Below are 25,650 nucleotides of genomic sequence, written 5' to 3' on the forward strand. Positions count from 1 at the left end.
AGGGAACTGACATGAGAAAATCAGTCGCGATTTCTGCAATCCTCTATCTTTCGCTCGGCATCACAAGTCTTACTGCCGCAGAAAGAAAATCACTCACCATTGCATCGGAAGGAGCATCGCCGCCGTGGAACGCGATCGGATCCTCGGGTGAGCTTACCGGTTTCGACATAGATGTCGGAAAAGAGCTTTGCCGACGGATGTCACTGGACTGCGAATTCGTGCCGCAAGACTGGGATGGTATCATCCCTGCCCTGACGGTTGGAAAATTCGATGCAATCATGTCGGGAATGGCGATAACAGAGAGGCGGAAGAAATCGATCGCTTTCTCGCAGCCCTATGCCGGCGGTTTCAATCAACTCGTGGTGCGCAAAGATCTCAACCTTCCGCCAACTGACACATCGCAGAAACTGGACCTTACTGAGATTGACGCCGGAAAGAAGCAGACCCTGGACCAGTTGAAAGCAGCTCTCAGTGGAAAGACTTTTGGCGTTCTGCGGTCCTCCAACTCCGAGGTTGTTCTCAACGCGTTGTTCGGCTCAGTTGCGACGGTCAGAGGCTATGATTCCCAAGACAATTTGCATCTCGACCTTAGCGCAGAACGGATCGACGGTGGTCTTGCGGACTATTTCACCTGGAAAACATTCCTGGACAGCGAGGACGGCGATATTGCCGCGTTCTATGGTCCGCAACTCTCCGGGGGAGCGTGGGGACCGGGCGTAGGCGTGGGCACACGCCTAGGGGATCCCGATCTTGTTGCCGCATTCGATGCCGCTATTGCGGCAGCCAGAGCCGACGGAACGCTCAAGCGGCTGAGCGTTCAATGGTTTGGTATCGACGTCTCCCCGTCATCATTCCGGTGACCGCTGACCTTCGCTAACAGTATGCCGTGAAATACCATCCGGCATTTCACTTTCAAGCTTACGGGATCTAAAATGGGTTCTTCGTTTACGGTAGCCGTGACTGGCCAATCGCTCATCCGCCACGACCTTCGCGCTGTCGTCGATCCCCGGTTCTTGGCCGTTATCGACATCATCAAGGCGGCCGAAGTCTCCATCACAAACTTTGAGATGACAGTCTATGGCCGACACGGCGGCTGGCCGATGAAGGGTTCTTATTTTGGCTGTGCCCCGCCCGAGGTCATGGCAGCGCTGAAGTTCATCGGTTTCAATACCGTGGCCCTTGCAAATAATCATGCCTTCGACCTCGGTCCATCCGGGGTCCTGTCGACCCTGGAAGAGGCAAGCGCGAATGAATTTCTTCATGCCGGGATAGGAATAGACAGACAGCACGCCGGCAGGGTGATCGACAAAACATTCCCCGGCAACAACATCGGATTGATCGCTATGGATGCCGGACCCGGGCTTTCTATCATGTATGCAGACGATTCAGGAAAGGGACGCCCTGCACGACCGGGCGTCAATCAACTCAAAGTTTCACGACTGTTTGAAGTCGAGCCGCCGGTCTTCAACTTCCTGAGAGATTTGCAGGAGAACTTTCAAAGCAGCTATCTTGAGCGTGCAAACTACGCTCAGCCAGAAGATCCGCCAAATGTTGCCGGGGCCAAGGAAATCGACTTCTATGGAACGATTTTCCGGCGGTCCGACCGAAATTTACGGCGCATCCTAGTCGATCCGCGCAGTGCACTGACCCAGCTCGCAGAAATCAGGAGGTCGGCCGCGCGAGGCACCTTTGTGATCGCTTATCTTCACCATCACCATTGGGAGCCGGACTGGCGCATTGTCCCAACCTGGGTCCAGGAATTTGCCCGTTTGTGTATCGATGCTGGTGCTCGGATGTTCGTCAGCCACGGAGCACCTGTTCTTCAAGCGATCGAGATTTACAGAAAAGCCCCGATCTTTTATGGTCTGGGCAATTTCCTCTTCCATGCAGAAAATGATGAAGAGGAGTGGAGTCCGCGAGAAGTTTGGGAAAGCGTCATCGCCTCGTGTGTGTTTGATAGGGACGGCGCGCTACGAAGTATTGACCTTCACCCGATCGTCATTGGAGGAACGGAGGCGCTTAACGATCGGCAAAAAACGCGCCTCCCCTTTCCCATTCTGGTTCACGGCGCAACAGCTCAAGACATTTTGGTTGGGCTTGCTGATCGTTGCCGGATGTTCCAAACGCATCTCACTCGTGATGGAAACCTTGGCCAAATCAATGTTGCGGACATGGAAGAAAGAGGATGGTCTGGGTCCTCCGAGTCACCTTGCTAACCTAGGGTCAGGACCTATTAATTTCGTTTGAAATGTGATTCAGAGTCTCCATTGAAGGAGGTCCTGATGGGTGATTTGTTCCTGCTAAGCGAGCGCCAAATGGCTCGAATATCTCCGCATTTTCCGCTTTCTCATGGGGTTGCGCGGATGGACGACCGGCGCGTCGTCAGTGGCATCGTCTATGTGATCCGCAATGGTCTGCACTGGAAGGATGCACCTTCGCACTATGGGCCACATAAGACGCTCTAAAACCGCTTCATTCGCTGGAGCCGGCTCGGCGTGTTCGACAGGATTTTCGCCGCTTTGGCCGGGGAAGGCCCCCAGCCTGAGCGCATCATGATCGACGCAACACATCTGAAGGCCCACCGCACCGCGGCAGGCCTTCTAAAAAAGGGGATGTTCCCCGTCGTATCGGGCGAACCAAGGGCGGACTGAACTCGAAGCTCCATGCCGTCTGCGATGATCACGGCCGGCCGATCATCATGCTGCTCTCTGAAGGCCAGATCAGCGACCACAAGGGCGCCCGGATCGTGCTCAACGCATTGCCCAAAGCAGATTGCCTCATTGCAGCTACGACAGCACCTGGTCCGCCAAGAGCTTCTCGCCACGGGAATCGAGACTAGCTGCCCACTTCACCTGGAACACGCAGTTGCTCTTCCAGCTCTTCCTCGGCGATCGAGTTCACAAGGGCTATGACCCGGCTGCGAACGCGCTGCGGCAACTGAAGAACATTCTCAATCAACCGACGGCCTTCCGCGGTTGAGATGTAGGCGATGCGCTCATCAATGTTGCTGACCACGGGCCCCGCATTTTCGCCCTCCGGTTCTGGAAGGCCCTCAAACAGCTTGGCCACGGGCATTTTCAGGCAACTCGCGACTTCATAGAGCATGGAGGCGCTGACCCGGTTCTTGCCGTTTTCGTATTTCTGGACCTGTTGAAAGCTGACGCCGATCCCGGCTGCGAGATCACTTTGCGACACATTGGTTTGGATCCTGCGGATGCGGATCTGCTGACCGACATGCCTATCTACAGGGTGTTTTAGATTATCTATTTCGCGTGTTTGACGCGACATGGCGGACTTTTGCGGCCTGAACTGAGCTTTTGGTCCTCGACGATCCATCTCCTGCCTTCCTCCAGTTCTCACTTCTTGAGCATCACAGCACCTGCGGCTTCTTAGCTACAAAGCTCTATGCTATGCCCTATTGTAGAGTATACTCCGTAGCTAAATACTCATCAAGCCGCTGTTCTCTCGACTATGGAAATTCGAGAGGTGTTTGCGCGAAATTTGAAAGCTATGCGGGAGGCTAGAGGCTTCTCGCAGGAGGAACTCGCTCATCGAGCTGGGATTGACCGCACGTATGTCAGTTCATTGGAGCGATGCGTTTACAACGCAAGCATTGACGTAGTGGACCGCCTTGCCCGGGCTCTTGACAGGGAAGCAGCGGAACTACTCAAGCGCTAACCGTAGCGGGTAAGTGAGGATCTTTTCTGAGGGGCGTATACGAGCAAAAGCAACGTGCCCGGTTCTTCGAGGAGCGCAAATGGTTCGGCAGCCGAAGAAATTTCCGCACGAGATTTGTCACAAGATTCAATGACTTCACTGTGAGGGTAGACTGCAGCGTCGAGGGTTAATCGACGACAGGCTCGGCCCGCCATACTGGAGAACGAAGCTCAGCGTGAAATCAAGATAAGGCCCAATAGGCAGACGCTGGACTTGCTTTGCCTGACGCAAAGGCTTCTGCTAACCCAGCCCACAGTGGATCCTGCGTAAAGCCCGATAATGGGCCACAAGCCTCTTCCAGATTTAACCCACCATAGTCATCGAGCAGTGCGGAAATCCCAGCCTCCTCGATCAATGAGAACGGTTCGGCCGCCGCAGAGATGACCCGATGCCCCCATGCACCTGGCCTGACGTCCCGGGAAAGCGTCACCAAAAGCGAGCGATCCGCCCCATTCTTCCGCAGCGCATTGCAGACGGCATATCGCATCAACGGATAATAAACCACATGGCGACTTCCCCCGAGAACGCGTACGCCGGGCAACATGGACGTTACGATGAACATCAGTAGGAGATTCGGCACGATCGTGCGGCTTCGCAAGGCGTCAACAAGACTCGTTGCCGAAAACGGGATTACCAATTTTGCTTGCGTCGAAGCCCGAAGAAACGCGCCGTCCAACCAAAGAGGAAACAGCTTGCCGTCGTCACAGCCCCAAAAGAAGTGCGTTGAATTTTTCAGCCATCCGCGCCAAGCGGTCCCGGCCAACTGGTCGATTGAGGCGAGCACCTCCGACGCGAGCGTTCTGTCCTCGATCAGGCGTAGGCGCAACCAGGATTGCTCATCGCAAAGATGAGCAATGACGAGATCGGCGACGTCGTCATCGTCAAGCTGAAGAAAATCCGCGCACCCTTTGAAATAGTGATCCCAAAGGCAGCGGTTCGCATTCTTGATCGCTTCAGCAGCCGACGGAAAGTCCGAACTGGGCAGAATGCGCATGAGACGTACAATGGCCTCGGGCGCGTGGCCAGGCAGATCGGCATTTTGCAGACGAAACCCATAGCGATCGTTCTTGGCAAGAATGCTGTATGGGATCATCTTACGGCGCGAAAGGCCAAAGACGTTGATCGCCTGCCCATCAAGATTCAGCCACGCAGGCCCCTTACGGCCGCGCTCGACAAACTTAACAGTCGAACAAGCATAAGAAATGTAAGATTGCCTTCTGTGAGCGTTCAGGCCCATCAAGCTGAAAAGGTGGGTATAAAATGCGTCAGGTTCGATCAGCAGATGAAGGTGAGGACCGGTCTGCATGACCGGAAAGGCCATGATTTCAGTTTCAAACCGTGAAACCTGCGGCTCGGCAAAACCCCTAAGGCGCGCAGCCCGTCCAATCCAAGAACGGAGTAAGGACATCGCGTGATGACGTATGGTGCAGTCCGGACTCAATGGAGCCACATCAAACGCTGCCTTTGCATAATCGCGGACCGGAGTCTGCTGATACGAGCGTGCCCAAGGGAATAACTCGAACATAAGCGCGAGGATATCTCCTTTGGAAACCGCGTCCCCCTCGGATAGTGGCTGCTGGTTCATGTTGAAATGGGCCGATCCACCACCGGCGCTCCTCTTTTCAACGTCAAGAGAATGATTGCGAGAGCGACGGCAAGCATGAGGAGGCCGAAGAACCCGAAAACGGCCGAAGGCCGGACCGCATTCCCCAGAAGCGTAATGAGACCATATACGAAAAGCCCGACGGCCACACACACGGTGTGTATTTGGCTACGAGCGCGGCCCAATTCACGATTGGGGACCACATGTTGCACCTCGGCATCGATCAAAACCCGCGCGACGTTGTAGCTTACGCCCAAGATCGTCATCTGCACCAGCGCGAGGATGATATTCGGGAGGAACAAAAAGCCGGCGAGGACAATCCCTGACAGGCATAAATGGACTGCGATACCGAGCCCCTTCCCGCATGCGCTGTAAATCGCGAGAAGGACGCAGCCCGCAATCGACCCTGCGGCCCATGCCGCCTCGAGGTAACCAAATTGTAGCGCAGTGCCGTTCAGTTCTTGGAGGACAAAGGCCGACCCCAGAACGCTGACGAGCATGCCCATCGCGTATATTAACGCGTAACAGAGGGCGCTCATTCTCAGCGGTCCAAGCGGCAGAATGGCAGGCAGGGCGCGTCCTTGCTGAAGACAGTCGCCATGCACCGCGGGGGTGGCGAACGCCCGAGGCACTTGAAAAGTGTACAGCGCCAACATTCCCGAGAGGGAAAGTGCAAAGCAAGCCAACGCAAAAAGGAAGCAGTGTTCTCGGGTCGTCATGCTGAGGAGCAACCCCGCGGCGAGTGCTGCAAGCAGATTGCCGAACTGCATACCGATATATAAGAGCGAGTTGAACGCGATCAGATGGCTACGCTCCGTAAGCGAGGGAACGAGGGCCTGTAGGGAGGTGAGATATGTTCTATCCAGAACCGCGTAGAGAACCCACGATATAAAGAGGATACCCAGCGGATCGGCGTAATGGAGCCCCAAGCTGCTGGCTGCCATCAGCACGAGGCGCAAAAAATCGCAGGCTATACAAATGATCTTCCGGTCGAACCGGTCAACCAACGCGCCGCCAAGATTCGTTGTGAGAAGTTCTGCCATACTTCCAAGCCCTAGAAGTATGGCGACGGCGCTTGGGCCATGACTGGAGTCCGCGGCTATCCAAGCGGCGACTACGAAGTAAGCATTGCGGCCAGCGGCGCCTGAGGTAACGCAGAGAAAAAAAAGCTGGCGTTCGGAGCTTCGTCGAGCAATAGCGGCATACGTCATGAAATCAGGTCCATTAGTTGCCTCAAGTGATATCGAGCGGTACCAAACGCCGCCTGCGTTAGATTAGCGCTCGCCTAATGGACTCGGCTTTCACAATCTTGCTGTTGTTTGAGACAAAGGCGACCTATTCCCTCCATGCCTTTCGATATGCGATCGGGGGAACGCCAAGTTGGCGATTGAAACTTGTGGACATATGGCTAGCACTTGAATAGCCGCAAGCCAGCGCGATTTCCGTTATTGAAATGTCGGTCGTCCGGAGTAAATCGCTTACGCGCTGAAGCCTGCTGCGGTTGAGGTAGGCGTGGGGGGAGTGGCCGGTAGATTGCTTGAACGCACGGCAAAAATGGAAAAGACTGAGACCAGCATCCTCGGAAAGCTCCGTAAGAGTGATCGCCTGATCGGTCGAGAGGTTGATCTTATCCACGATGCGCTTAAGCACCGTCGGCGCCAGCCCTCCCTTTGAGATCTTGTGTGTGATGTTCGACCGGCGCAACAACTGTGCGAACATCGCCGAGACATGGCTTTCAACCATCAGCCCGCTTGCCGGGTCATCCTGCTTAAGTTCGGAAGCGATCTTACGCGCGGCGAACTGGATTGATAGATCCTTGAAGCCGAGATCAGGCCGCAGTGGCCCAGCCCTTGGCATTTTTTCAAACAGACTGTGAACAAAGTCTCTCTCGACCGAGATCAGAAGAAAAGACGCAGTCTGATCGCCCTCATCCCATCCGCTCCAGGTGCACCCCGGCGGAATATAGGAAAGCGATCCTTCTGGCCGCTGAATGAAGCCGACGCGCCTGCCATCAAGATAGCTCTCACCAATCCTGGCAACGCCCTTGATATTGAGAAAGATCGAATGCTGGTCGACGGCCACCTGTGTTTCTTGCCGCTTAAGATCTGCCCGGCGAAAGAGGTCCGCGCGCACATTGTTCCATGTTGCGTGGTTGTGAAGGACAAGGTGACCGTCCGAATATCTCATCAGGTTCGATGAAGGGGGGCTCAACATGTGGCGACTGCTCTTTCAGATCGAAACCGACCATACCATGCGTGCGATAACCAGAAGTTGCCAATTACGTCAGCGTTAACTGTCGGTAGCGATATTGTAGCAATTTTGTGAAAGTGCAGCAAAAGCGTGAATGCGCGCGGCTGATGCGTTCGCCTAGTTGTGTCGGTGCGTCATTGCTCAAAGGCTGCGCGCCCAGTTCGCTGCGGGGCCCGCGTCAACTTCAACCCAATATCCGCAATGATGCATGTGAGAAGGATTGAACTTCACATGCAAGATTTTTCCAGCTTCATCGAGGAATGCGAGCGCGGGCCTCGCCTGAACGAACTTAGCGATTTCTTTTCTGCAACGGCTGCTGGACAGTCCGGGGTGCCCCTTCGTCGACCGCGTCTCGACCGACGCCTGTTGCCGAAGGACGGTACCCTTGTCCAATTTGCCGCCGTTCACGACGTACGGCAAGGTCCTTTTGATCAGCACTACCTCAGCAGCATTCCGTATCGGCTTGAAGAAGAGTGCCGTATCGGATGCGCCGTCATAAAATATGCTCGAAAGAAGAGAACAACCCTGAAGCTCTATTCGCTCGGAACAGCTGAGGGCACCATGGCTCGAACCATCTCCGAAATCGGCGGCGGAAAAATCCAAACGCTCTCCTGCAGTCCTAACGTCGAGAACCTACGGAGCTTCTACGCTTATGGCGTCCCTCCCCATGCCAACTTCTTCCATGGACCATTTCACCATCTTACTCCTGAACGCATCCAGAGCAGCGAAGATCTCAAAAAATTCGCGGATGGGTTCGACATCATCTTGGAAGACACGACTTTTCAAATGTACTCGTCCAATCGCCACGACCAGATCCGGTTTGTCTCGCAGCACCTCAAGAAGGACGGATTGTTCTTGTTCGTCGAAAAATTCAAGCATGAGGATGAGACTGAGTATCGCCGCCGAGAAAACCAGAAGGACTACGGGTTTAAAACACGCTTTTTCAGCAGTGACGACATCAAGGCGAAGGAAGATGTGGTCTTGACGCAAATGGACAAAAACGAGGTCACGTTGCGCGAAATCGCGAAAACGATGCGCGCCTTCTTTGATCATTGCGTGGTGACGTGGAACAGCGGAAACTTCTACACCCTTGTTGCCAGCAATAGCGCTGAGAATGTCGATCGTTTTTTGGCCATGTTGCCCGCCCCGGCCATACCAGACGAGTACGTCTACGGACACATTCCGTACCGACTTATTCCAACGCTGGAGCTTGGATGATTGGAGGAAATCAGACTAATGAACTCGCCAGACGGCAGGAGACGTTGAGGCGAAACCTGACACTCCTTGACTGGCTGATTCCGACACAGGACATGGCAAGCGACCTGCCGATCCGAACCATACGGTTGGGCGACGAGCTGCTTTCCGTCGCTGCAGCAAGGCAACTGCTGCAGCTCGGATTCTACACATCGGCAATTTTCTTTCCGACCGTCTCCCGGGGCGAAGCGGGCTTGCGAATCTGCCTGACTGCCTCACATACCGAGCCGCAGATCAAGGCCTCTGCGTTGCAATCGACGGGATCAGGGAAGAGATCCGCCAAGCCGGCGCATGAGCGAATGCGGCCTCCGAAAAGCAGAGTGTCGAGGAGCGGCTCAAAGTCCACCAAGGTGATCCGATGAACGATTGTCCCGGCGAGAACCTGTTTTTGCTAACGGCGCATCACGCGAACATCGTAGCGTCGGTGAGAACCCTGAGGCAGGATGTCGCCAACGGCGCCAGGGATTGCGGAAAGCTCGGGCAGGTGGTGGCCGAAGAGGAGTTGGTCCGAAACAAAATAATCCATTGGCGACCGTCCTCTGCCCGCGAGGCACAGGTCAAGCTGATTTATCTCGTCTATTTCCTGGCCAGTACGAAGGGCTCTTTTGACACAGCCACGATCGCGAAAATCCAAGAATCCGTCGACCACCTCCGGTAACATGGCGGCATGGCAGACAGCTCACGTCTTGGGTGTCGTGGTCCCATTCTGAAGAACGGAAACTGTCTCGAGAAGTGTGACGATCGATGACATCGTGTCATTTGGAAGGTCTTCCAGCAACTTCATCATTCGAAAGCGGGTGTCGGCTTCCTTCTCGGTCGCGCCCCATAAATGGGGGGCTGCCGAAAAGAGCATGGTAAGCGGTGAGACGCCCAATACCTCGCTTAGATGGATCAGCCTGCTGACATGCATCTTCGATGAATTGCGTTCGTACCGGCCATAGACCTGCTCGCTCAGGCCAACGAGCGTTGCAAGCTCAGCCCTGCTAAGATTCTTGGCCTGGCGACAGTTCCTGAGTGCCTCACCGACCTTGTTATCGAGCTCAGCGAACGCGGAGATACCGTCAAATCCCTCCCGTCGGTAGACAGGCTTTTCATTTTCAGGATCCGATGTCTTCACCAGTCCCAAGTCCGCGATGTGACTTTCCAATTTTGTCGTCATATCCCACTAACCCAATCCGCAAGGCGCGAGTCATACATTACGATGCGGCCGAATGGCTATGCACTTCGTTGGGGGTGGTCAATTGAAGTGATGCTCCAGATTTGACCCCGGTGGAACTTGAACACGCCGTCGGATTTCTCGTTTTAGCCGGGGTCGCTTTTGCAGATTAAACCAGAACCGATCTGACCGATCTGTCGCCCCGTCCTTGATATCGAAATAATAGGGATCGCTGCGCCTGGGTCGCTGCTTAAATTCCGTGAATACGCACCATTCATTTCTGGAGAAGACCCGCGTAACGCCGTCGGCGGTCGTCTCGGTGCGGCTGCGGCTTGAGAATCCGGAAGAGCTGTGTCCGCCTTTGCAGGTCGTCACTGCGCGCGTGCACTGCGATTGTTCACGCGAAAATCCCTGACCCCGCACGTCGCCGCCGGTGGTTGGTGCCCAACCCGCCGGGCAATCCGCATATTTCTCATAACCTGGTTTGCCGGCGCCACCTTTGGGGCAGGTTGGCCAGGAAAATCCAGGCCCCTTCATCGCGGAAATCAATTTCTCCATCGGAGGATGGCATGCCGGAACGCTGTGCCAGGATGGATTGGAGGAAGCCGCGCAAAGGAGGACTTCGCAGCCCCATTCATTGGCTTTGGAAGGAGACATCAGAAAACTGGCGACTGTGACTGAGAGCATCGATGCGAGCAGGTTTTTCATAGGCCTCTCTCCCTACAGGCGACGAACGATTATCGGTCGCGACGTGACGGCTGGCGTCGCGCGTCCGTGAACGGCGGTGAAATCTCGCTGCTGCGCTCAGAAAGAAGGTTGAGATCCGCGAGCGGCCGGCGACCCGCCGTCTTGTCGATTGCCTTTTGACGCCACTCGGCCATGTCGAGTACATAGGTCGCCCACATCCCATATCGGGCGGCGACGGCATGGTGTTGTGCGTCAAGGTATCCACCGTTGCGCGAAACGGGCGCGATCAGTCTCGCCCATCCGACGCGCAGCATTTCGTGAGCGATATCCCGACCGCTTGCCTTGCAGACGCCGCTCGCCACATCAGAAACGTCTCGAACGGCAAGGCTACAGCTGACGACGCGACTGCCCACGGTGCGCTTCAACCAAGCCTTCGCCAGGGCGCCGCATGGCACGGGGACAAGAGAACTATTCCTGGCTTGGGCCGCCCTTGGATCAAAAGCCCATTGCGGCAGATCACAGCTGTCGATTTCTCTCAACCGTACAAGCATTCGGTGGTTGGCAAACCAAAGCGTTCGTCCGTCGATCACAACCACTTGCCCCGATACCGTACCTCGGCGGACAACCACCTGCTTTTCCGACGAACCACCGATCACGTCGGCCGCCCTGCCCTCGCCGGAAGCGATCAAAACTGAGAGAGCGAAAATCACCGTCCGGATCATGGTGCCCTCTTTGCGTTCTTCGCCGCATGACTGAGGAAAACTGCCGGATGCTGGACGTCCGTGAACCGCCAGAGCCCTCTGCGCCTCTCGCGTGCTACCTGCTCTGCGACAGCATAGGGAGCATGGACCGGCAGTCCGTCGGCTCTCAGGGTTGCGAAACCGTAACCCTCCGTGATCATCATCATTGCGAGGTCAAGTCGCTCGTTCCCGACCGCGGCGTAGCATATGACGAAGGTTAGATCGTCCTGTTCGGCCACCGGAGCACAGACGGGTTCTGTGTCCTTGATGAAGGCAGCCAGAACTGCGATCGACGCTTCGCCGCAATCGCGTCTGGTTCCTGACCGGTCAGTGTAGGAGGTGCCTCGCAAACAAGACTGGAGCCCATAGAGCCGAATGCGTTTTCCCCCGGTAACGACGGTGTCTCCCGTTTCGAACACAGCGCCTTGCGAGAGCTCGAAATAACCCGCGGGCGCAGCATGGACTGGGGTCACGGAAAGGGTGGCCGCAATCGCGCTCTTGATCAGGAATGGCTTCATTGCGCCACCACCCTCGGATCGGCCCACATGCCAAATCCGCCCCGGCCGATTCTCTCTGCGTCTTCAAGATCCGGCCGCATCAGAGTACCGTCCTGCTTTCTTGACAGTCGAAGGGCTCCAAGCGAAACCAGTTGTTCCTCAAAGTTATCAACCGTGTCCAGGGTGCCCGGATAATTGTAGTATCCGAAGCAGGTGGCATCCTGCAGAGGCGCATTTCGCTCGGTCAGGAACGCGCGGCAAAAGATGACTTTGGCAGCTTTCAGCATGATATCCAGCTGCTCGCGCGCATAGTCACCACAGCCACCTGCGAAACCCTCCTTCTGGTTGACCATTTCGCCCCGGCAGGGCTCAAGCCCATACAGGTGCAGACCAACTTCGGCATCGACCGCGATATCCACGGGCGACTTGGCGCGAAATCCGCTCGGCGAGGCGAACCCCATTCGATCCACGATCTTTCCTGCGGGATCATAGTATTCGACCACCAGAACCACCTTTCCGGGGGCGGCCAGCGATTTCACATAGGCACGATCGACTGCCCCGCCGGCCCATGCCTGGGCGGCCAGGAAAATGGCTGGCCCTGCGAGGATTGCTCGTTTGCGGATAATTCGCGTTACCGATTGCGTCAACATGGATACATCCAGTGGGTGTAATTTTTCGCTTTGCGACTCAACATTTTCATTGTAGATATGAACATATTCGGTAACGACTGAAAAGGGAAATTGCAACAGTTTCCCAAAACTCAACGGCCTTTGAGCACGAGACCGAACAGCAACGGAAAATGTGAGGACGAACCTTGAGATTGAAACGGATCAGCATTTTGGCCGCCCTGCCCGTTCTCGTATTTCCTTTCGAGGATGCATATTCATTTGATAATAAGCGCTTTTCCAGCGGGACATTACGACCTTTCGATACACCAGCACTGATCGTTGACAGGCGCTCATCGAGACCAGCCGAAGGTTTTGTGCTCGAACCTTCCGGGACTCTTGTCAAAATCCAGCATGCCCAAGGCATGAACAAATCTTGGTCATATGCGCGCCCAACGGCCGCTCTCGAGACCGCGAGGGAGCCATCGCGGGATGAAATCAACTCGTCCAAAAATATGAACACGTCATATTCATACATGGCTAAACGTCCGAGCCTTGCGACCGAATGCGGCGCCTCTCCCATGAAACCGGGGGAGATCGAAGATCTTGTCGGTGTTACGGCTAAAGCCTATGGCGTCGATCCCGAATTTGCCAAGGCGATCGCGTGGGCGGAAAGCCGGTTCGATCAGACCCGCAATAGCCCGGAGGGTGCACGCGGGCCAATGCAACTCATGCCCGACACCGCGTTCAGTCTCGGTGTGCGAGACCTGTGCGATCCGGCATCCAATATTGACGGCGGGGTCCGTCACCTCAAAGCCCTCATCGACGAATTCAAGAACCCGCTGGTCGCGGCCGCGGCCTACAACGCCGGCAGAAGGGCCGTCTATGACAATGGCGGCATCCCGCCCTACGGCGAAACCATCCGCTACGTGGCCTCAGTCATCAATCGCGAACTCGGTCTGCAGATACGGCGCCAAGAGCGCGACACGCGCGATGCGATATCCGCACATGAACCATCCATTCCCGACCGGAAGGCCAGCGGCGTAATCGGCGGACGAGGCATCCGGTTCGTCAACGGTGTCATGCACTTCTGAACCAGAGGAGACGGAAATGAAGCTCATCCTATCGCAAAGACAAAAGAACGCAGTGCGTTTCGCTACGATCCTGTCGGCGCTTGCGGCATCGCAGCTTATCGCCGCGGACATCGCGATGGCGCAGGCTACCAATCAGGCTTTCGCGCCACTCCAGACGGTGGTTCAGGCGGTTGTTGATTTTATCACCGGTCCGTTCGGTCGCTTGGTCGCCATCATCGCCGTCATCGGCCTTGGGTTCCTGGCGTTTGCCGGCCGTCTGAGCTGGTTCACGGCAGGAGCAGTTGTCCTTGGCATCGGGCTTGTGTTCGGCGCGCCGGCCATTGTCGACCAGCTGATGTCGACCGTCGGGAATTGAGCCATGGCCGAGTTCGAAGACGACAAGCCGGCCCTCACGCCGTTGATCATCGGTCTCACGCGTTCGCCCACACTGTGGGGTGTTCCCTATATGGCGATTGTCGTGGTCATCGGGCTTACGATCATCGCCTGGCTCGCGACCAACACCGTATGGGCGCTGCTGACCGCGCCGGTTGCCTACCTCATTCTCTTCACGCTTTGCACGTGGGACAGCCGCATTCTCGATGTGCTGCAGGTCGCAGTGCGCATGACGCCGAAGACGCCCAACAAGCCGTTCTGGGGCGCCAACTCCTACGGACCGTGACGGCCATGCTGAAACTCATCCGCGAAGAGCTTGGCTTCGGAGCCATCGCCGGTCGGGAAAAGCCGATGTCGAAGCATATCCCCTATCTGCGGCATGTCGCCGACACGGTGGTCAAACTCGAGAGCGGCGCTCTCCTCTCCGTCATTCGCCTGAACGGCCTGTTTTTTCAGACAGAGGATCAGGCTGAACTGAACATGCGGTCCGTCGTCCAGAATACGATGATCCGGGCGCTCGGCTCCAGCCGCTTCTCGCTGTGGTCCACCGTGATTCGCCGACAGGTCGAAGGTGATCTCGCAGGCTCATTCGAGGATCCGTTCTGTGATCTGCTCAATCGCCGCTACATGGCGCAGCTCAGCGAAAAGCGCATGTTCACCAATGAACTCTACCTGAGTGTGTTGCGCACCGGAATGCGAGGGGCGCTTGCGGCCGGCGACAAGGCGCGTCGCCTCATAACCAGAGCAGGATCGCACGAAGCGGCCGAGGATCAGTTGCGGGAATCCGTCAGCGAGCTCGAAGAGCTTGTCGGCAATATCTGCCGCGATTTGCAAAAGTACGGGGCTCGTCCGCTTGGCATCACCTACCGCAACGAAGAGCCCTATTCCGAGCCCAGCGAATTCTTCGATGCCCTGGTGAGCTGCGGCATTCCCCGACAGATGCGCCTGCCCCGCATGAGTATTGCATATTATGTCGGGAGCTCGCGCTTGCACTTCTCCAGGCGCACCCTGCAGGTGCAGGGACCGACAAAAGCGGACGACCGTTTCGGTGCCATGCTGTCGATCAAGGAGTATCCGCCCTTTACGGGTCCAGGCATGCTCGACGGGCTCTTGCAGGTCAACCATGAATTCATTCTGACGCAGTCCTTCACGATTGCCGATAAGCCGATCGCTCAGGAGCGGATCTCACGCCTGAAGCGGCAAATCGCGGCGTCCGACGAAGCCGGCAGTGACGTCGAGAACGATATCGATTTCGCCCTCAACAGCCTGATGAACCAGGAGGCGGTGTTCGGCCTCCATCACATGACCCTGCTTTGCCTGTCGCGCGATCTGGATGGCGTCAACAAGGCTGTCTCGGATCTCGGCGCCGGCCTGACAGACATGAATGTCAATTGGCTGCGGGAAGACCTCAATCTCGAGGCAGCGTTCTGGGCGCAACTGCCCGGCAATCATGCCTACATCGCCCGGAAGGCTCTCCTCTCCAGCTCCAATTTTGCCGGTCTTTCCTCGATGCACAACTTCGCCGCCGGTCAAACCGACGACACCCATTGGGGCACGCCGATCACCATCCTGGAGACGACCAGCCAGACGCCCTATTGGTTCAATTTCCATCGAAGGGACATCGGCCATTTTCTGGTGACCGGCCCGACCGGCTCCGGCAAGACCGTCGCTCTCGCCTTCCTGCTTGCTCAGGCCTTCCGGGTTCAGCCCACGCCCAAGGCTGTCTTCTTCGACAAGGACCGAGGCGGTGAGACGTTCGTTCGCGCCATGAATGGCGCTTACGAGGTTCTGACTCCTGGAACGCCCACGGGTTTTAATCCGCTTCAGCTGGAAAATGCCGGGCCAAACCGGGAGTTCCTCTTGCGCTTGCTGAAGGCGATGCTTCGCCGTGGCGATGGCCGCGACTTCGATCAGGAAGAAGAGGACATTCTTGAGCGTGCTTTGCTGCGGCTCATGCAGGAGCCCGCGGCCCAGCGAAACCTTGCGAACCTCGCAGGGCTCTTGATCGGCCGGTCGCGGGCTGGCCCGAACGACCTGAATGCGCGCCTGCGGCCGTGGATCGACGGAGAAAAGGCCTGGCTCTTCAACGCTCCGCACGATGTCCTCACCCTTTCGGACCGCAGGGTGTTCGGTTTTGACATGACCAACATTCTCGACAACGAAGAGCTCAGAACGCCGGCCTTGATGTACATCTTCCACCGTCTCGACGAGCTTCTCGATGGTTCGCCGGTGATGATCTTCATGGACGAAGGCTGGCGCCTTTTGCGAGATCCAACCTTCAGTGATTTCATCGTCGACAAGATGAAGACGATCCGAAAACTGAATGGGATCGTCGGGTTCGGCACCCAGTCGGCGGCCGATATCGCGCGCGCCCCCGCATCCCACACGCTGATCGAGCAATCATCGACCAACATCCATTTTCCCAATCCGCGCGCCGACGAGGAAAGTTACATCCGGCGCCTTGGGCTGACGGTGAAGGAATTCAACTTCGTCCGGACCACGCCGCCCGAGAAGCGCACGTTTCTCATCAAGCATGGCAACGACAGCGTCATTGCCAGGCTCGACCTCAGCACAATGCCGGACATGATCAAAGTGTTGTCCGGCCGCAAGGAGACCATCGAGGAATGCGCGCGGCTAAGGCACGAACTGGGTGATGCGCCGTCTGCCTGGCTCCCGCAATTTTGCGGTTGGGAGGCCTGGCCATGAAACGGCTTGCTCTCCCGCTTTTCGTGGTTGCCGCGGTCGATTTGCCGCCTTCAGCCAGGGCCGATGTCCCCGTGATCGACAAGACGATCCTCAGCCAAGACACAGTGCGCGACGGGACGGCGAGCGCGATCGAAGACACCGACAAAGACCGCCACACGATCAATACCTCGGTTACCTGCTCGATGTATCGCCCTTCGCGTCGAAACGATCCGGTTGGTGCCGCCGAGCAAAACTCGGAGATCTCCGGGCTGGTGCGCCGTGTCGCACGCGAAGAGGGCGTCGACGAAAACGAGTTCCTCGCGCTCGTCTATCAGGAAAGTCGGTTCAACCCTTGCGCCAAATCCGGCGCTGGCGCGACCGGACTTGCGCAATTGATGCCGGGTACCGCAGACGATCTTGGCGTTAACGAGAACAACATCGAGGACAATCTGCGAGGCGGCGCCCATTTCTACAAGCGGCAGCTGTGGCGCTATAACGGGAACGTCGCGCTGGCGCTTGCCGCCTATAACTCCGGTCCCGGCAACGTCAACAAATACGGTGGGATTCCCCCATTCAAGGAGACCCAAGGCTACGTCCGCAGCATCACCCAGGACTGGTTGCCGGCCTTCGGCGGCTCGGAAAAGTCGGGCATTCCACTGAACTACGGTGGTGGCGAAACAGCTTACACAGGCATGCGGGACTCCACCCTGAATGCCATGGGTACCACGGCTGCGACGTCGGAGAGCTTGGCCAATGTGGGAAGTTGGTACCAACAGTTGGCGGGTCTGCAGACCGGGACCATCCAGGACAGCTGGGACCATAACTCCACCGCGCGCAACGCCAATCTGGAAATGATGAACAACGTCATCAAACTTAGCACTGCGATGGCCGATCTGATCAATTCCCGCAACGCCGTTGCGGCTTCCGATCTCTCAAGTTCGTCGCAATCCACGCAGCGCGGCGGCGACGAAGACAAGTCGGGCGATACGACGGGTCTCTGCGACGCGCAACAAAAACTGGCGTGGGATCCCGTGAAGCAGGCCTGCGTCGAACAACGCGAAGGTGACGCCGACGTTCAGCTGTTGCTGCAACCCCAATAGAGGAGAGCCGATCATGAAGCTTGCGACGATAACTGCTGCATTTGTCTTGTTGCCGCTTGGCCTCGCCCTTGCCGATGTGCCGGTCATCGACAGACAAAATTACGAGATCGCCAAACAGACGGCGGACACAACCGACCGGATCCTCGACACCAACAAGAATATCCTGACCACGGTCAAGGATACGCTGAAGGCCGTCACCGGCGATCGGGGCAGCACTGCCGAGCCATTGCAAAACCTTGCAATCGGCCAGGGCTTCAGCGTCTCGTCCATGCCATCCCTCGATAGCCTGATCAAAGGCGGCGTCCCGGATTTCGGCAATATGAGTGGTGATGTTTCGAAAGTCGCCACAGCCTTCATCAACGGCCTGCAGTTGGTGAAATCTCTTTCCGGCACCGAGAACAGCAATTTCTCCGGCGATAAATCCTACGAGCAGTTGGTCAATACCGTGCTTGGCGTTTCAGCCCTGATCAACGGGTCGCAAACGGCAACGGAAGCGCGGCGCAGTGCCTTTGAGGCGGCTGGACAACAGATCGGCAAGGCCGAGGATATCAAGGGTTCGATCGACCAGAATACCCAGCTGCAGGTCCAGTCGGGCCTCACCCTCAATGAAATGATCGGGGTGATGAATGGCGCCGTGACATCGCTGCAGGCGGAGAACCAGCGCCGCCTGACCGACATTTCGAACAGCAAAAAAGCCCTCACCTATGGAAATTGACCTGATGCGGCCGCTTGTTTGCTTGAGTGCCATCCTTGCCATGGCAGCTCTATCGGGGTGCGGAACCGTCAAGGAAAAAACCGCCCCATGCAAGCGGCCGGCTGAGCTCAGTTCCTATGCGCAAGATCCGCGCCAGACCTGCGGGGCGATGCGCGCGATCAACGATCCGGCCGCCGCGTTCGCAGCCATTGGAATGGAACAATAGGCAATGGAAGACTTTCTCGGCGACCTGCTGCAGCGTATCGAGGATTCCGGGACGACGTTTTCGGAAAAGGCGTACACGGTCGTCGGCCAGGAAATCATGCCGCTGCTGCAAATCATGCTGGTGGCCTATGTCGCGTATTATGGTCTTCAGCTGTTTCTGGGCACCGCCCGGATCGGCGTTTCCGAAATTATCGGGCGCATCGTCCGGATGATGATCATTCTGGCGCTCGTCAGTTCCTGGGCGAACTTCAACAATCTGTTCTACCACTGGATCAACGACACGCCCGAGGACGTCGGTCGTGCGATCCTGGCCGCGTCCGGTACCGGCATCACCGAGCCAACCAACGGATTGTCGCAGATCTGGAGGACCGCCAATCAGGCCGCTTCCGCCTTTGCAGAGCAATCCGGCTATTTTTCCGTCCTGCCCAGCATGATCGGGGTACTGATCATGGTCGGGGCCGGCGTGTTTATTGCCGTCGCACTGGCGATCCTCATTCTGGCGAAAGTGATGCTGTGGGTGTTGATCGGGACAGCGCCGATTTTCATCGCCTGCATGCTGTTTGAGAAAACCCGGGGATACGGGGTCGGCTGGTTCAATCAGGTCCTGACCTACGCGCTGATCCCGTTGTTCATCTATGTCGTCGCCTCCTTTCTGATCGCCGCCATGGACCCCGAGCTCTCCCAGATCGATGCGGCGAGCGGCGCCAGGACGCTGACGCTCGCCGACATTGCCGGGTTCCTGCTTCTCTGCGCGGCTGGCGCATTCGTCATGTTCTACATCCAGTCGATCGGACAGGGTATCGCTGGCGGCATTGCCGCTGGCGTCGGATCAGTCGGGACCAGTATGGCGAAAAAGGTGGGCATCAAGGCGCCCATGGCCGCTGGCCTCGGAGCCAACTCTGCGGGCCGAGCGGCTTACAGAGCCGGCCGTTCCTTGCGCGATCGATACCGCGGCGATGGCGACAACTCTGGCACCAAGGCCGCGATGCAAACAAAAATAACGCAGCACAGCACACCGGCCTGAGCGGCCAGATCAATCCTCTGAAGGGCATGAGGGCAAATGGCGGGTACGAATGACGAACGTCTACGCACTTACTATCAAAGCGGTGATATCTGGGAACAGGAGATCGTCAAGAAAGCAAAGCGCTCGCGAACACTCGCCTGGTTAGTCACGAGCATCTTTGGCGCCATTACCCTCGTCAGTCTGGCCACGCTCGCCATGCTCGTTCCCTTGAAAAGCTTCGAGCCCTATATCGTCGAAGTCGACAGGAATACCGGCTATGTCGAGGTGAAGACCGGCCTGACGCGACCGACAAACCTTACCGAGCAGCAGGCGGTGACCCAGGCTAATATCGTCCGCTACATCCGGTCGCGCGAAGGCTACGACCCCTATGCCATCGAGCAGAACTTCGGCATCGCCGCGCTTCTATCGACAGGAAATGCCGCTCGCGAGCTCCAGGACCTGTATAGCGCTGCCAACGCCCGGAATCCCGCCAGAGTCTACGGCAGGAGCAAACGGGTCACGACCGAGATCGCTTCGGTCACCTTTCCGAACGCCAGCACCGGCATCGTGCGCTTTGCGACCGTCGAACAATCGGAAACGGAGTCCATTCCCCGTCATTGGATCGCTGTTGTCCGATATCGCTATACCGACACGCCGGCGACAAATGAGTGGCGCTTCGAGAACCCCCTTGGTTTCCAGGTCTACGATTACCGCCGTGACCAGGAAACGGTCACCGAGGGGAACCGCTGATGATGCGGCTTCGTTTCCTTGCTGGCATGATGACAATCGCCTCGCTTCCCACCGCCTTCGCAGCCCAGACCCCGGCCTCCGGTCGCCTCGATCCGCGCGTCACGAGCGTCGTCTATCAGCCGAACAACGTTGTTCGCGTGTTTGCCACCTATGGCATCTCGACGATGATCATCTTCGACGAGGACGAGAAATTCGAGACTGTTGCCTTGGGTGATACCGATAGCTGGGACGTTGTTCCGACCGACAAGGGCAACATCCTCTTCGTCAAACCCAAGGCGAAAAACGTCACGACCAATATGAATGTCGTCACCACCAAGCGCATCTACTACCTTGAGCTCAACGACTATGCGCCCGAAGACGGCAAAAACGTCTTCGGCATCCGCTTCGTCTACCCCGAGAAGGATCTCAATGCCTCCTTGCGAAAGGAGGCAGAAGCGCGCGCGGCCAATCCGAACATCTCGGAAATCGACAAGGCCAACGTCAATATCGACTACTCGTTTTCCGGTGACAGCAAACTGAAGCCGCTGATGGTTTTCGACGACGGGAAAAAGACCTTCTTCAAATTCGGCGCCCGCGTGCCGGCGATCTTCGCCGTCAATGCCGACTTCACGGAGACGCTTCGAAACTTCCGGCGTGAAGGCGACTACCTCGTCATCGACGGCACTGCGACCCAATACACACTGCGCGATGGCGATCAATGGACCTGCATCTTCAATCTGAGGAAGCCGGACTTCGGCGCCCCCGACCCCGATATCATGGCACCAGTCCCAGATGGAAAAGCGACGACACGCCGTAGGAGTGGAAACTGATGCAGCGGTCTCCCGAACTCGAAGCAATGCTGGCCGGCGACGAGACGGCAGTGAAGGACAAGCGAGCGCGGCGAAAGCAGTTCCTCGGAAGTGCAGCACTTGTCCTCGGCGGCGCGGCACTCGCCTATATCGTCGTCTTCGCGCCCGAAAAGCGCCTGCCAGAAAGTGTCAAGGGCGACGAGGAGTTCGCAACCACGACCTTCCGGCCGCCCTCATTTCTGCGTGATGATCAGAAGCAGCCGGAAAAAGAACCCGATCCCATCATCAAGTTGCCGGATCCTCCCCCCGAGGAGAAAGAGGAGGAACCATCGGACACGACTGAGTTCAACGTTCCGCCTCCGCCTGGTATCGTTGAGGTTGAGGGCGAAACGCCGGTCCAGCCTGTGGAAGTAGAAGAATTTCCGAAGCGTTTCCTGTCAAAGCAGGTCGTGGTGGACACCGCAGATGCCGACAATGGACAAGGACCCCTCACGTCTGGCAACGACGAAGGCAGGCCGACCGTCGCTGGCGAGGATCGCAACAGCAAGTTCCTCGCGACCGCATCGGCAATTGGTGACCGATCGGCAAAAGCGCGGCAAATCGGGCGCCTGGATGCGATGATCCCCGAGGGAACTTTGATCCCTGGCCTGCTCGAGACCGCGATCAACAGTGATCTACCAGGCCAGATTCGAGCCATCGTCTCACAGGATGTCTATTCCTTCGATGGACGTCGAGTGCTGATCCCAACCGGCACACGGCTCATCGGCGAGTATCAGTCAGAGGTCACCCGTGGTCAGAAACGCATCTTTGTCATCTGGACCCGTCTTCTTCGCGACGACGGCGTGTCGGTCAGGCTGAACAGCATCGGCACCGATAGCCTTGGTCGCTCCGGGTTGACCGGCCTCGTCGACAACAAGTGGCGTGAGCGTTTCGGATCGGCGATCCTCTTGTCGATTGTCGGCGCCGGATCAAGCTATCTGACCGGCTATGGCAGCGGCCAATTTAGTAGCAGCGGGGACGGCGAATCCAATTCCGATCGCGCCGCTGAGCTTGCCCGCGAGACGATCGCCCAGACCTTCTCCGACATGGCCAATCAGGCGCTCGCAGAAAACCTCAAGATTTCGCCGACGATCCGCGTTCACCAGGGCGAGCGCATCTTCGTCTACGTCCGCCAGGACCTCGATTTCTCCGCCATGTATCCGGACCCGGTCGAGAACGCCTTGAAGGAGATCAAGCATGAGCGAGGCCTTCGCCAAAATCAAAGCCGCTGAGAACAGCCCCTACTATTTCCTGGAACGGGCTTTGGATCCGCTGCGCGCATTCCTGGCCGATCCCACCGTCGTCGAGATTTCGGTCAATCGGCCGGGCCATGTCTACATTGAGCGGCTTGGCGCGGAGGTGATGGAACATCATCATATCCCAGTGCTCACCGCGGCAGAGATCGAGAATATCGGCGAGCGCGTCGCCGGCGCGACGCACCAGTTCATCAGCCGCATCAATCCCATCCTGAGTGCTGCACTTCCGACAGGCGAGCGCATCCAGATCGTGCTCCCGCCCGCAGCCGTCGATGGCGGCGCCATCTCGATCCGCAAACAGGTCACCAGCAACTTCACCCTTGAGGAATATCGCGACAACGGCTCGCTGGAAAAGGTGTCGGTCGCCGTTGGCGGTCTGAGCGAGGTCGAACGTGACCTGATCGAGCTCCTGCGCGCGGAGCGCATCTACGACTTCATTCATGCTGCAATTCGCAAACGGGTTTCGATCCTGATCAGTGGCGGCACCTCGACTGGCAAGACGACGTTCCTGAACGCTTGCCTGAAGTCCATCGACCTATTCGAGCGCATCCTGACACTCGAAGATACGCGTGAGCTATTTCCACCGCAGAAGAATGCCGTCCATCTCCTGGCGTCGCGGGGCGATCAAGGCACGGCACACGTCAGCATCCAGTCATTGCTCGAGGCGTCTCTGCGTATGCGGCCTGACCGGCTGTTCGTCGGTGAAATCAGGGGCGCGGAGGCTTTTGCCTTTCTGCGCGCAATCAATACCGGTCACCCCGGAAGCATGTCCACAGTCCACGCGGACACGCCGCTTGGTGCCTACGAACAGCTGGCGATGATGATGCAGCAAGCGGGAATGTCGTCCGGTTACTCCAAGCAGGATCTGATGTCCTACATCCAGATGGTCATTCCGGTCGTGATCCAGCTTCGTCGCGACGGTGGCTGCCGCGGTGTATCGGAGATTTACTTTGCCAGGCATGCGGCATGAACAGGACCTATCTGGCGGCCTATCTGCTCTTTTGTTGCCTCATCGCGGTTGCGGTGTGGGTGCTGAGCTACGCTGTCATCCTGCAGCTCGTCTACGAGGATGGTCGAGTGCTTCAGTTGACGGTGACCGCAAATCCGTTCACGCCTTTCCAACAGCTCATGCGCTATTCCGACAATCGGCCTCTGCAGATCGCGGCCGTTGGTGCACTATTGCCGGCAATGATGATGGCGAGCGCTGCAGCCGCCTTTGGTCTTCAGAGACCCTCCAACCCGCTCGGCGACGCCGCGTTCCAGGACGTCGCCTCGATCCGGCGGGGGAGGTGGTTTCGAAAAGATGGACATATATTGGGACGGCTCGGCCGCAAGATTCTACGACGGCGGGACGATCGGCATCATCTCGTCATCGGCCCGACGCGCTCTGGAAAGGGCGTTTGCTATGTCATCCCCAACGCACTGACCTTTCCGGGATCCATGATCGTCACTGATCTCAAGGGCGAGATCTTCCAGCATACGGCTGGCTATAGAAAGTCGAATGGCCATCAGGTCTTTCTGTTCTCGCCGGGCGCGAAGAAGACGCATCGATGGAACCCGCTTGACTTTGTCCGGCAAGATCGCGGAAGCCGCACGATCGATATCCAGAATATGGCGAGCATCCTCATTCCCGAGACCATCGGCTCGGAAAACGCGGTGTGGCAAGGGACTGCGCAACAGGTCATCGCCGGTGTCATCAGCTACGTGCTGGAAAGCACCCGCTACAAGAACCGGCGCAATCTTGGCGAGGTCAACAGCATCTTGAATGCAGGCGTCGATTTGCAGGGGCTGATGAAGTTGATCAAGGAGAAGGAACCCGACCTTTCCAGATTCACGACCGACAGCTTCAACGCCTATATCGCCCTGAACGAGCGAGCCGCGCGATCAGCACTCCTGGATATCCAGAAGGCGATGCAGCCGTTTCGCAATGAGCGGGTGATTGCGGCAACCAACGTGACCGACATCGACCTTGCATCGATGCGCCGTAGGCCGGTGTCGATCTACCTTGCCCCGAATATCAGCGACGTCACCCTCTTGCGGCCGCTCCTCACCCTGTTCGTACAGCAGAGCATGGATCTGCTTACGCGTGAATTTGATCCGGGCGCCCTGCCCGCCTATTTCCTCCTCGACGAGTTTCGGCAGCTGAAGAAAATGGACGAGATCATGAACAAGCTGCCCTACGTGGCCGGCTACAACATCAAAATAGCCTTCGTCATTCAGGATCTCAAAAACCTCGACGAGATCTATGGTGAGACATCACGCCATTCCTTGCTCGGCAATTGCGGTTTGCAGCTTATTCTTGGTGCCAACGACCAGGCCACGGCCGAGTATGCCTCCCGCGCGCTTGGCAAGAAAACCATCCGGTACAAATCCGAATCCCGCACGCTGGAACGGATGGGCCTTCCGCGTCGAACAAAAGTCGAGCAAATTCGCGAACGTGACCTGATGATGCCACAGGAAGTGCGACAGATGCCGGAGGATCGCATGATTCTTCTGGTCGAAGGTCAGCGGCCGATATTCGCAGGCAAGCTCAGATATCATGAAGTCGGCCCGTTTAAGATGGCGGCACAAGTATCCCTCGAAAACAAGCCCGTCGTTCCAGAGACGGAATTTGTTCCCTCGCTTCCAGTGCCGGCAACCGAAGCGGAGTACGGTGGCTCTCCACGTTCGATCGGGACCGACGTAACACCGATCACGACAGCGACCAGTGCCGATATTGTGCCTTTAATGATCGCCAGGAGTTTGCCCGTGAGCTCTCGCGTTCGGAAATTTCCCGGCAGCGACGGCAATGCCGCAGCGGAAGGCGGCCGCGAGGAAGCAGCACTTTACCGCAGCACGGGGGTAGAGGCCCAGTTAAAACCGACCGCAGAGCGTTTGCGTGAAGTGGTCGAATCGACGTTGGCTCAAGCCCCAGGTCTTTCAGCGCGCGACCGCCGGAGTATTGCTGAAATTCTCAACCAAACAGTTCCGGACCCGGTTGAAATAGGTCTTGCATAGCGGTTCTCGCAGCCGAGTCCACCAAGGCAGTTTAGAAATGAGGGCAATCAAACCGCGTTGGGAAGTGCTATAAATCTTCTCGACCGTTTCAAATCTCGGCCCCAAATGCGCCCAGGAGTTGCAGGCGGACGGAGTCTC

27 protein-coding genes and 1 pseudogene are annotated in these 25,650 nt (G+C 57.2%); 19 read left to right on the forward strand and 9 right to left on the reverse strand.

Annotated features, from left to right (window positions below):
- Positions 1-11 precede the first annotated feature (11 nt).
- The 3 genes and pseudogenes from WI754_RS27250 to WI754_RS27260 all read left to right on the forward strand — a co-directional run.
- Complete coding sequence (locus WI754_RS27250) at positions 12-860, forward strand: transporter substrate-binding domain-containing protein (RefSeq protein WP_341487101.1); 849 nt, start codon at positions 12-14, stop codon at positions 858-860.
- A gap of 72 nt (positions 861-932) precedes the next feature.
- Complete coding sequence (locus WI754_RS27255) at positions 933-2,216, forward strand: CapA family protein (protein ID WP_341487102.1); 1,284 nt, start codon at positions 933-935, stop codon at positions 2,214-2,216.
- 66 nt (positions 2,217-2,282) lie between these two features.
- Positions 2,283-2,782 (forward strand): annotated as a pseudogene (locus WI754_RS27260) (IS5 family transposase); the annotation flags it as partial.
- Positions 2,783-2,835: 53 nt separating this feature from the next.
- Here the strand turns inward: WI754_RS27260 and WI754_RS27265 are convergent.
- On the reverse strand, positions 2,836-3,336 hold the full coding sequence (locus WI754_RS27265) for a helix-turn-helix transcriptional regulator (RefSeq protein WP_349438016.1): 501 nt from the start codon (positions 3,334-3,336) through the stop codon (positions 2,836-2,838).
- A 135-nt stretch (positions 3,337-3,471) separates the two neighbouring features.
- On the opposite strand from WI754_RS27265, the gene WI754_RS27270 reads away from it, so the two are divergent.
- On the forward strand, positions 3,472-3,678 hold the full coding sequence (locus WI754_RS27270; RefSeq protein WP_341487104.1) for a helix-turn-helix transcriptional regulator: 207 nt from the start codon (positions 3,472-3,474) through the stop codon (positions 3,676-3,678).
- 220 nt (positions 3,679-3,898) lie between these two features.
- On the opposite strand, the gene WI754_RS27275 is transcribed toward WI754_RS27270, so the two are convergent.
- From WI754_RS27275 to WI754_RS27285, 3 genes are all read right to left on the reverse strand, one after another.
- Entirely contained in the window at positions 3,899-5,302 is a 1,404-nt protein-coding gene (locus tag WI754_RS27275) for a hypothetical protein (protein WP_341487105.1), read from the reverse strand.
- Complete coding sequence (locus WI754_RS27280) at positions 5,299-6,531, reverse strand: MFS transporter (protein WP_341487106.1); 1,233 nt, start codon at positions 6,529-6,531, stop codon at positions 5,299-5,301. The genes WI754_RS27275 and WI754_RS27280 overlap by 4 nt, the downstream gene beginning before the upstream one ends.
- A 124-nt stretch (positions 6,532-6,655) precedes the next feature.
- Positions 6,656-7,402: an AraC family transcriptional regulator gene (locus tag WI754_RS27285; protein ID WP_341487107.1), complete on the reverse strand. Its 747-nt coding sequence runs from the start codon at positions 7,400-7,402 to the stop codon at positions 6,656-6,658.
- A 399-nt stretch (positions 7,403-7,801) separates the two neighbouring features.
- Between WI754_RS27285 and WI754_RS27290 the strand changes: the two genes are divergently transcribed.
- Positions 7,802-8,788, forward strand: a complete 987-nt coding sequence (locus WI754_RS27290; protein WP_341487108.1) for a class I SAM-dependent methyltransferase — start codon at positions 7,802-7,804, stop codon at positions 8,786-8,788.
- A gap of 394 nt (positions 8,789-9,182) precedes the next feature.
- Entirely contained in the window at positions 9,183-9,482 is a 300-nt protein-coding gene (locus tag WI754_RS27295; RefSeq protein WP_349438017.1) for a hypothetical protein, read from the forward strand.
- 21 nt (positions 9,483-9,503) lie between these two features.
- On the opposite strand, the gene WI754_RS27300 is transcribed toward WI754_RS27295, so the two are convergent.
- The 5 genes from WI754_RS27300 to WI754_RS27320 form a co-directional block, all read right to left on the reverse strand.
- Entirely contained in the window at positions 9,504-9,983 is a 480-nt protein-coding gene (locus tag WI754_RS27300) for a helix-turn-helix domain-containing protein (protein WP_341487110.1), read from the reverse strand.
- A gap of 78 nt (positions 9,984-10,061) precedes the next feature.
- Positions 10,062-10,688: a hypothetical protein gene (locus WI754_RS27305; protein ID WP_341487111.1), complete on the reverse strand. Its 627-nt coding sequence runs from the start codon at positions 10,686-10,688 to the stop codon at positions 10,062-10,064.
- Between the two features lie 29 nt (positions 10,689-10,717).
- The gene (locus tag WI754_RS27310) at positions 10,718-11,323 is read right to left on the reverse strand and encodes a thermonuclease family protein (RefSeq protein ID WP_349438018.1); all 606 of its coding nucleotides are present in this window, start codon (positions 11,321-11,323) and stop codon (positions 10,718-10,720) included.
- Positions 11,324-11,385: 62 nt separating this feature from the next.
- Positions 11,386-11,910, reverse strand: a complete 525-nt coding sequence (locus WI754_RS27315) for a thermonuclease family protein (RefSeq protein WP_341488022.1) — start codon at positions 11,908-11,910, stop codon at positions 11,386-11,388.
- Between the two features lie 11 nt (positions 11,911-11,921).
- Complete coding sequence (locus WI754_RS27320; protein WP_341487113.1) at positions 11,922-12,554, reverse strand: hypothetical protein; 633 nt, start codon at positions 12,552-12,554, stop codon at positions 11,922-11,924.
- A 170-nt stretch (positions 12,555-12,724) separates the two neighbouring features.
- Between WI754_RS27320 and WI754_RS27325 the strand changes: the two genes are divergently transcribed.
- From WI754_RS27325 to WI754_RS27385, 13 genes are read left to right on the forward strand one after another with little or no spacing between them, the layout of a single operon-like run.
- Complete coding sequence (locus WI754_RS27325) at positions 12,725-13,603, forward strand: lytic transglycosylase domain-containing protein (protein ID WP_349438019.1); 879 nt, start codon at positions 12,725-12,727, stop codon at positions 13,601-13,603.
- Positions 13,604-13,619: 16 nt separating this feature from the next.
- Complete coding sequence (locus tag WI754_RS27330; RefSeq protein ID WP_341487116.1) at positions 13,620-13,958, forward strand: TrbC/VirB2 family protein; 339 nt, start codon at positions 13,620-13,622, stop codon at positions 13,956-13,958.
- 3 nt (positions 13,959-13,961) lie between these two features.
- Positions 13,962-14,261: a VirB3 family type IV secretion system protein gene (locus WI754_RS27335; RefSeq protein WP_341487117.1), complete on the forward strand. Its 300-nt coding sequence runs from the start codon at positions 13,962-13,964 to the stop codon at positions 14,259-14,261.
- A gap of 5 nt (positions 14,262-14,266) precedes the next feature.
- Positions 14,267-16,681: a VirB4 family type IV secretion system protein gene (locus tag WI754_RS27340; RefSeq protein WP_341487118.1), complete on the forward strand. Its 2,415-nt coding sequence runs from the start codon at positions 14,267-14,269 to the stop codon at positions 16,679-16,681.
- Positions 16,678-17,760 carry a lytic transglycosylase domain-containing protein gene (locus WI754_RS27345; RefSeq protein ID WP_341487119.1) on the forward strand — a complete coding sequence of 361 codons (1,083 nt, stop codon included), beginning with the start codon at positions 16,678-16,680 and terminating at the stop codon, positions 17,758-17,760. The genes WI754_RS27340 and WI754_RS27345 overlap by 4 nt, the downstream gene beginning before the upstream one ends.
- Before the next feature lie 13 nt (positions 17,761-17,773).
- Positions 17,774-18,475 carry a type IV secretion system protein gene (locus tag WI754_RS27350; RefSeq protein WP_341487120.1) on the forward strand — a complete coding sequence of 234 codons (702 nt, stop codon included), beginning with the start codon at positions 17,774-17,776 and terminating at the stop codon, positions 18,473-18,475.
- Positions 18,465-18,680, forward strand: a complete 216-nt coding sequence (locus WI754_RS27355; RefSeq protein WP_341487121.1) for a hypothetical protein — start codon at positions 18,465-18,467, stop codon at positions 18,678-18,680. The genes WI754_RS27350 and WI754_RS27355 overlap by 11 nt, the downstream gene beginning before the upstream one ends.
- A gap of 3 nt (positions 18,681-18,683) precedes the next feature.
- The gene (locus tag WI754_RS27360) at positions 18,684-19,703 is read left to right on the forward strand and encodes a type IV secretion system protein (RefSeq protein WP_341487122.1); all 1,020 of its coding nucleotides are present in this window, start codon (positions 18,684-18,686) and stop codon (positions 19,701-19,703) included.
- Positions 19,704-19,739: 36 nt separating this feature from the next.
- The gene (locus WI754_RS27365) at positions 19,740-20,432 is read left to right on the forward strand and encodes a type IV secretion system protein (RefSeq protein ID WP_341487123.1); all 693 of its coding nucleotides are present in this window, start codon (positions 19,740-19,742) and stop codon (positions 20,430-20,432) included.
- Positions 20,432-21,241, forward strand: coding sequence for a TrbG/VirB9 family P-type conjugative transfer protein (locus WI754_RS27370; RefSeq protein WP_341487124.1), 810 nt, complete (start codon positions 20,432-20,434; stop codon positions 21,239-21,241). Before WI754_RS27365 ends, WI754_RS27370 begins: the two co-directional genes overlap by 1 nt.
- On the forward strand, positions 21,241-22,491 hold the full coding sequence (gene virB10, locus WI754_RS27375) for a type IV secretion system protein VirB10 (protein ID WP_341487125.1): 1,251 nt from the start codon (positions 21,241-21,243) through the stop codon (positions 22,489-22,491). Before WI754_RS27370 ends, virB10 begins: the two co-directional genes overlap by 1 nt.
- The gene (virB11, locus tag WI754_RS27380; RefSeq protein ID WP_341487126.1) at positions 22,457-23,485 is read left to right on the forward strand and encodes a P-type DNA transfer ATPase VirB11; all 1,029 of its coding nucleotides are present in this window, start codon (positions 22,457-22,459) and stop codon (positions 23,483-23,485) included. The genes virB10 and virB11 overlap by 35 nt, the downstream gene beginning before the upstream one ends.
- Complete coding sequence (locus tag WI754_RS27385) at positions 23,482-25,512, forward strand: type IV secretory system conjugative DNA transfer family protein (RefSeq protein WP_341487127.1); 2,031 nt, start codon at positions 23,482-23,484, stop codon at positions 25,510-25,512. The genes virB11 and WI754_RS27385 overlap by 4 nt, the downstream gene beginning before the upstream one ends.
- The last annotated feature ends 138 nt before the right edge of the window (positions 25,513-25,650 follow it).

This window comes from Pararhizobium sp. A13, from assembly GCF_040126305.1.
Taxonomy (GTDB): domain Bacteria; phylum Pseudomonadota; class Alphaproteobacteria; order Rhizobiales; family Rhizobiaceae; genus Pararhizobium.

Bases quoted from the DNA above. Each gene is read 5' to 3' on its own strand.
- WI754_RS27250 (WP_341487101.1), top strand. From the start codon at position 12: ATGAGAAAATCAGTCGCGATTTCTGCAATCCTCTATCTTTCGCTCGGC.
- WI754_RS27255 (WP_341487102.1), top strand. From the start codon at position 933: ATGGGTTCTTCGTTTACGGTAGCCGTGACTGGCCAATCGCTCATCCGC.
- WI754_RS27265 (WP_349438016.1), bottom strand. From the start codon at position 3,336: ATGGATCGTCGAGGACCAAAAGCTCAGTTCAGGCCGCAAAAGTCCGCC.
- WI754_RS27270 (WP_341487104.1), top strand. From the start codon at position 3,472: ATGGAAATTCGAGAGGTGTTTGCGCGAAATTTGAAAGCTATGCGGGAG.
- WI754_RS27275 (WP_341487105.1), bottom strand. From the start codon at position 5,302: ATGAACCAGCAGCCACTATCCGAGGGGGACGCGGTTTCCAAAGGAGAT.
- WI754_RS27280 (WP_341487106.1), bottom strand. From the start codon at position 6,531: ATGACGTATGCCGCTATTGCTCGACGAAGCTCCGAACGCCAGCTTTTT.
- WI754_RS27290 (WP_341487108.1), top strand. From the start codon at position 7,802: ATGCAAGATTTTTCCAGCTTCATCGAGGAATGCGAGCGCGGGCCTCGC.
- WI754_RS27295 (WP_349438017.1), top strand. From the start codon at position 9,183: ATGAACGATTGTCCCGGCGAGAACCTGTTTTTGCTAACGGCGCATCAC.
- WI754_RS27300 (WP_341487110.1), bottom strand. From the start codon at position 9,983: ATGACGACAAAATTGGAAAGTCACATCGCGGACTTGGGACTGGTGAAG.
- WI754_RS27305 (WP_341487111.1), bottom strand. From the start codon at position 10,688: ATGAAAAACCTGCTCGCATCGATGCTCTCAGTCACAGTCGCCAGTTTT.
- WI754_RS27320 (WP_341487113.1), bottom strand. From the start codon at position 12,554: ATGTTGACGCAATCGGTAACGCGAATTATCCGCAAACGAGCAATCCTC.
- WI754_RS27330 (WP_341487116.1), top strand. From the start codon at position 13,620: ATGAAGCTCATCCTATCGCAAAGACAAAAGAACGCAGTGCGTTTCGCT.
- WI754_RS27335 (WP_341487117.1), top strand. From the start codon at position 13,962: ATGGCCGAGTTCGAAGACGACAAGCCGGCCCTCACGCCGTTGATCATC.
- WI754_RS27340 (WP_341487118.1), top strand. From the start codon at position 14,267: ATGCTGAAACTCATCCGCGAAGAGCTTGGCTTCGGAGCCATCGCCGGT.
- WI754_RS27345 (WP_341487119.1), top strand. From the start codon at position 16,678: ATGAAACGGCTTGCTCTCCCGCTTTTCGTGGTTGCCGCGGTCGATTTG.
- WI754_RS27350 (WP_341487120.1), top strand. From the start codon at position 17,774: ATGAAGCTTGCGACGATAACTGCTGCATTTGTCTTGTTGCCGCTTGGC.
- WI754_RS27355 (WP_341487121.1), top strand. From the start codon at position 18,465: ATGGAAATTGACCTGATGCGGCCGCTTGTTTGCTTGAGTGCCATCCTT.
- WI754_RS27360 (WP_341487122.1), top strand. From the start codon at position 18,684: ATGGAAGACTTTCTCGGCGACCTGCTGCAGCGTATCGAGGATTCCGGG.
- WI754_RS27365 (WP_341487123.1), top strand. From the start codon at position 19,740: ATGGCGGGTACGAATGACGAACGTCTACGCACTTACTATCAAAGCGGT.
- WI754_RS27370 (WP_341487124.1), top strand. From the start codon at position 20,432: ATGATGCGGCTTCGTTTCCTTGCTGGCATGATGACAATCGCCTCGCTT.
- virB10 (WP_341487125.1), top strand. From the start codon at position 21,241: ATGCAGCGGTCTCCCGAACTCGAAGCAATGCTGGCCGGCGACGAGACG.
- virB11 (WP_341487126.1), top strand. From the start codon at position 22,457: ATGAGCGAGGCCTTCGCCAAAATCAAAGCCGCTGAGAACAGCCCCTAC.
- WI754_RS27385 (WP_341487127.1), top strand. From the start codon at position 23,482: ATGAACAGGACCTATCTGGCGGCCTATCTGCTCTTTTGTTGCCTCATC.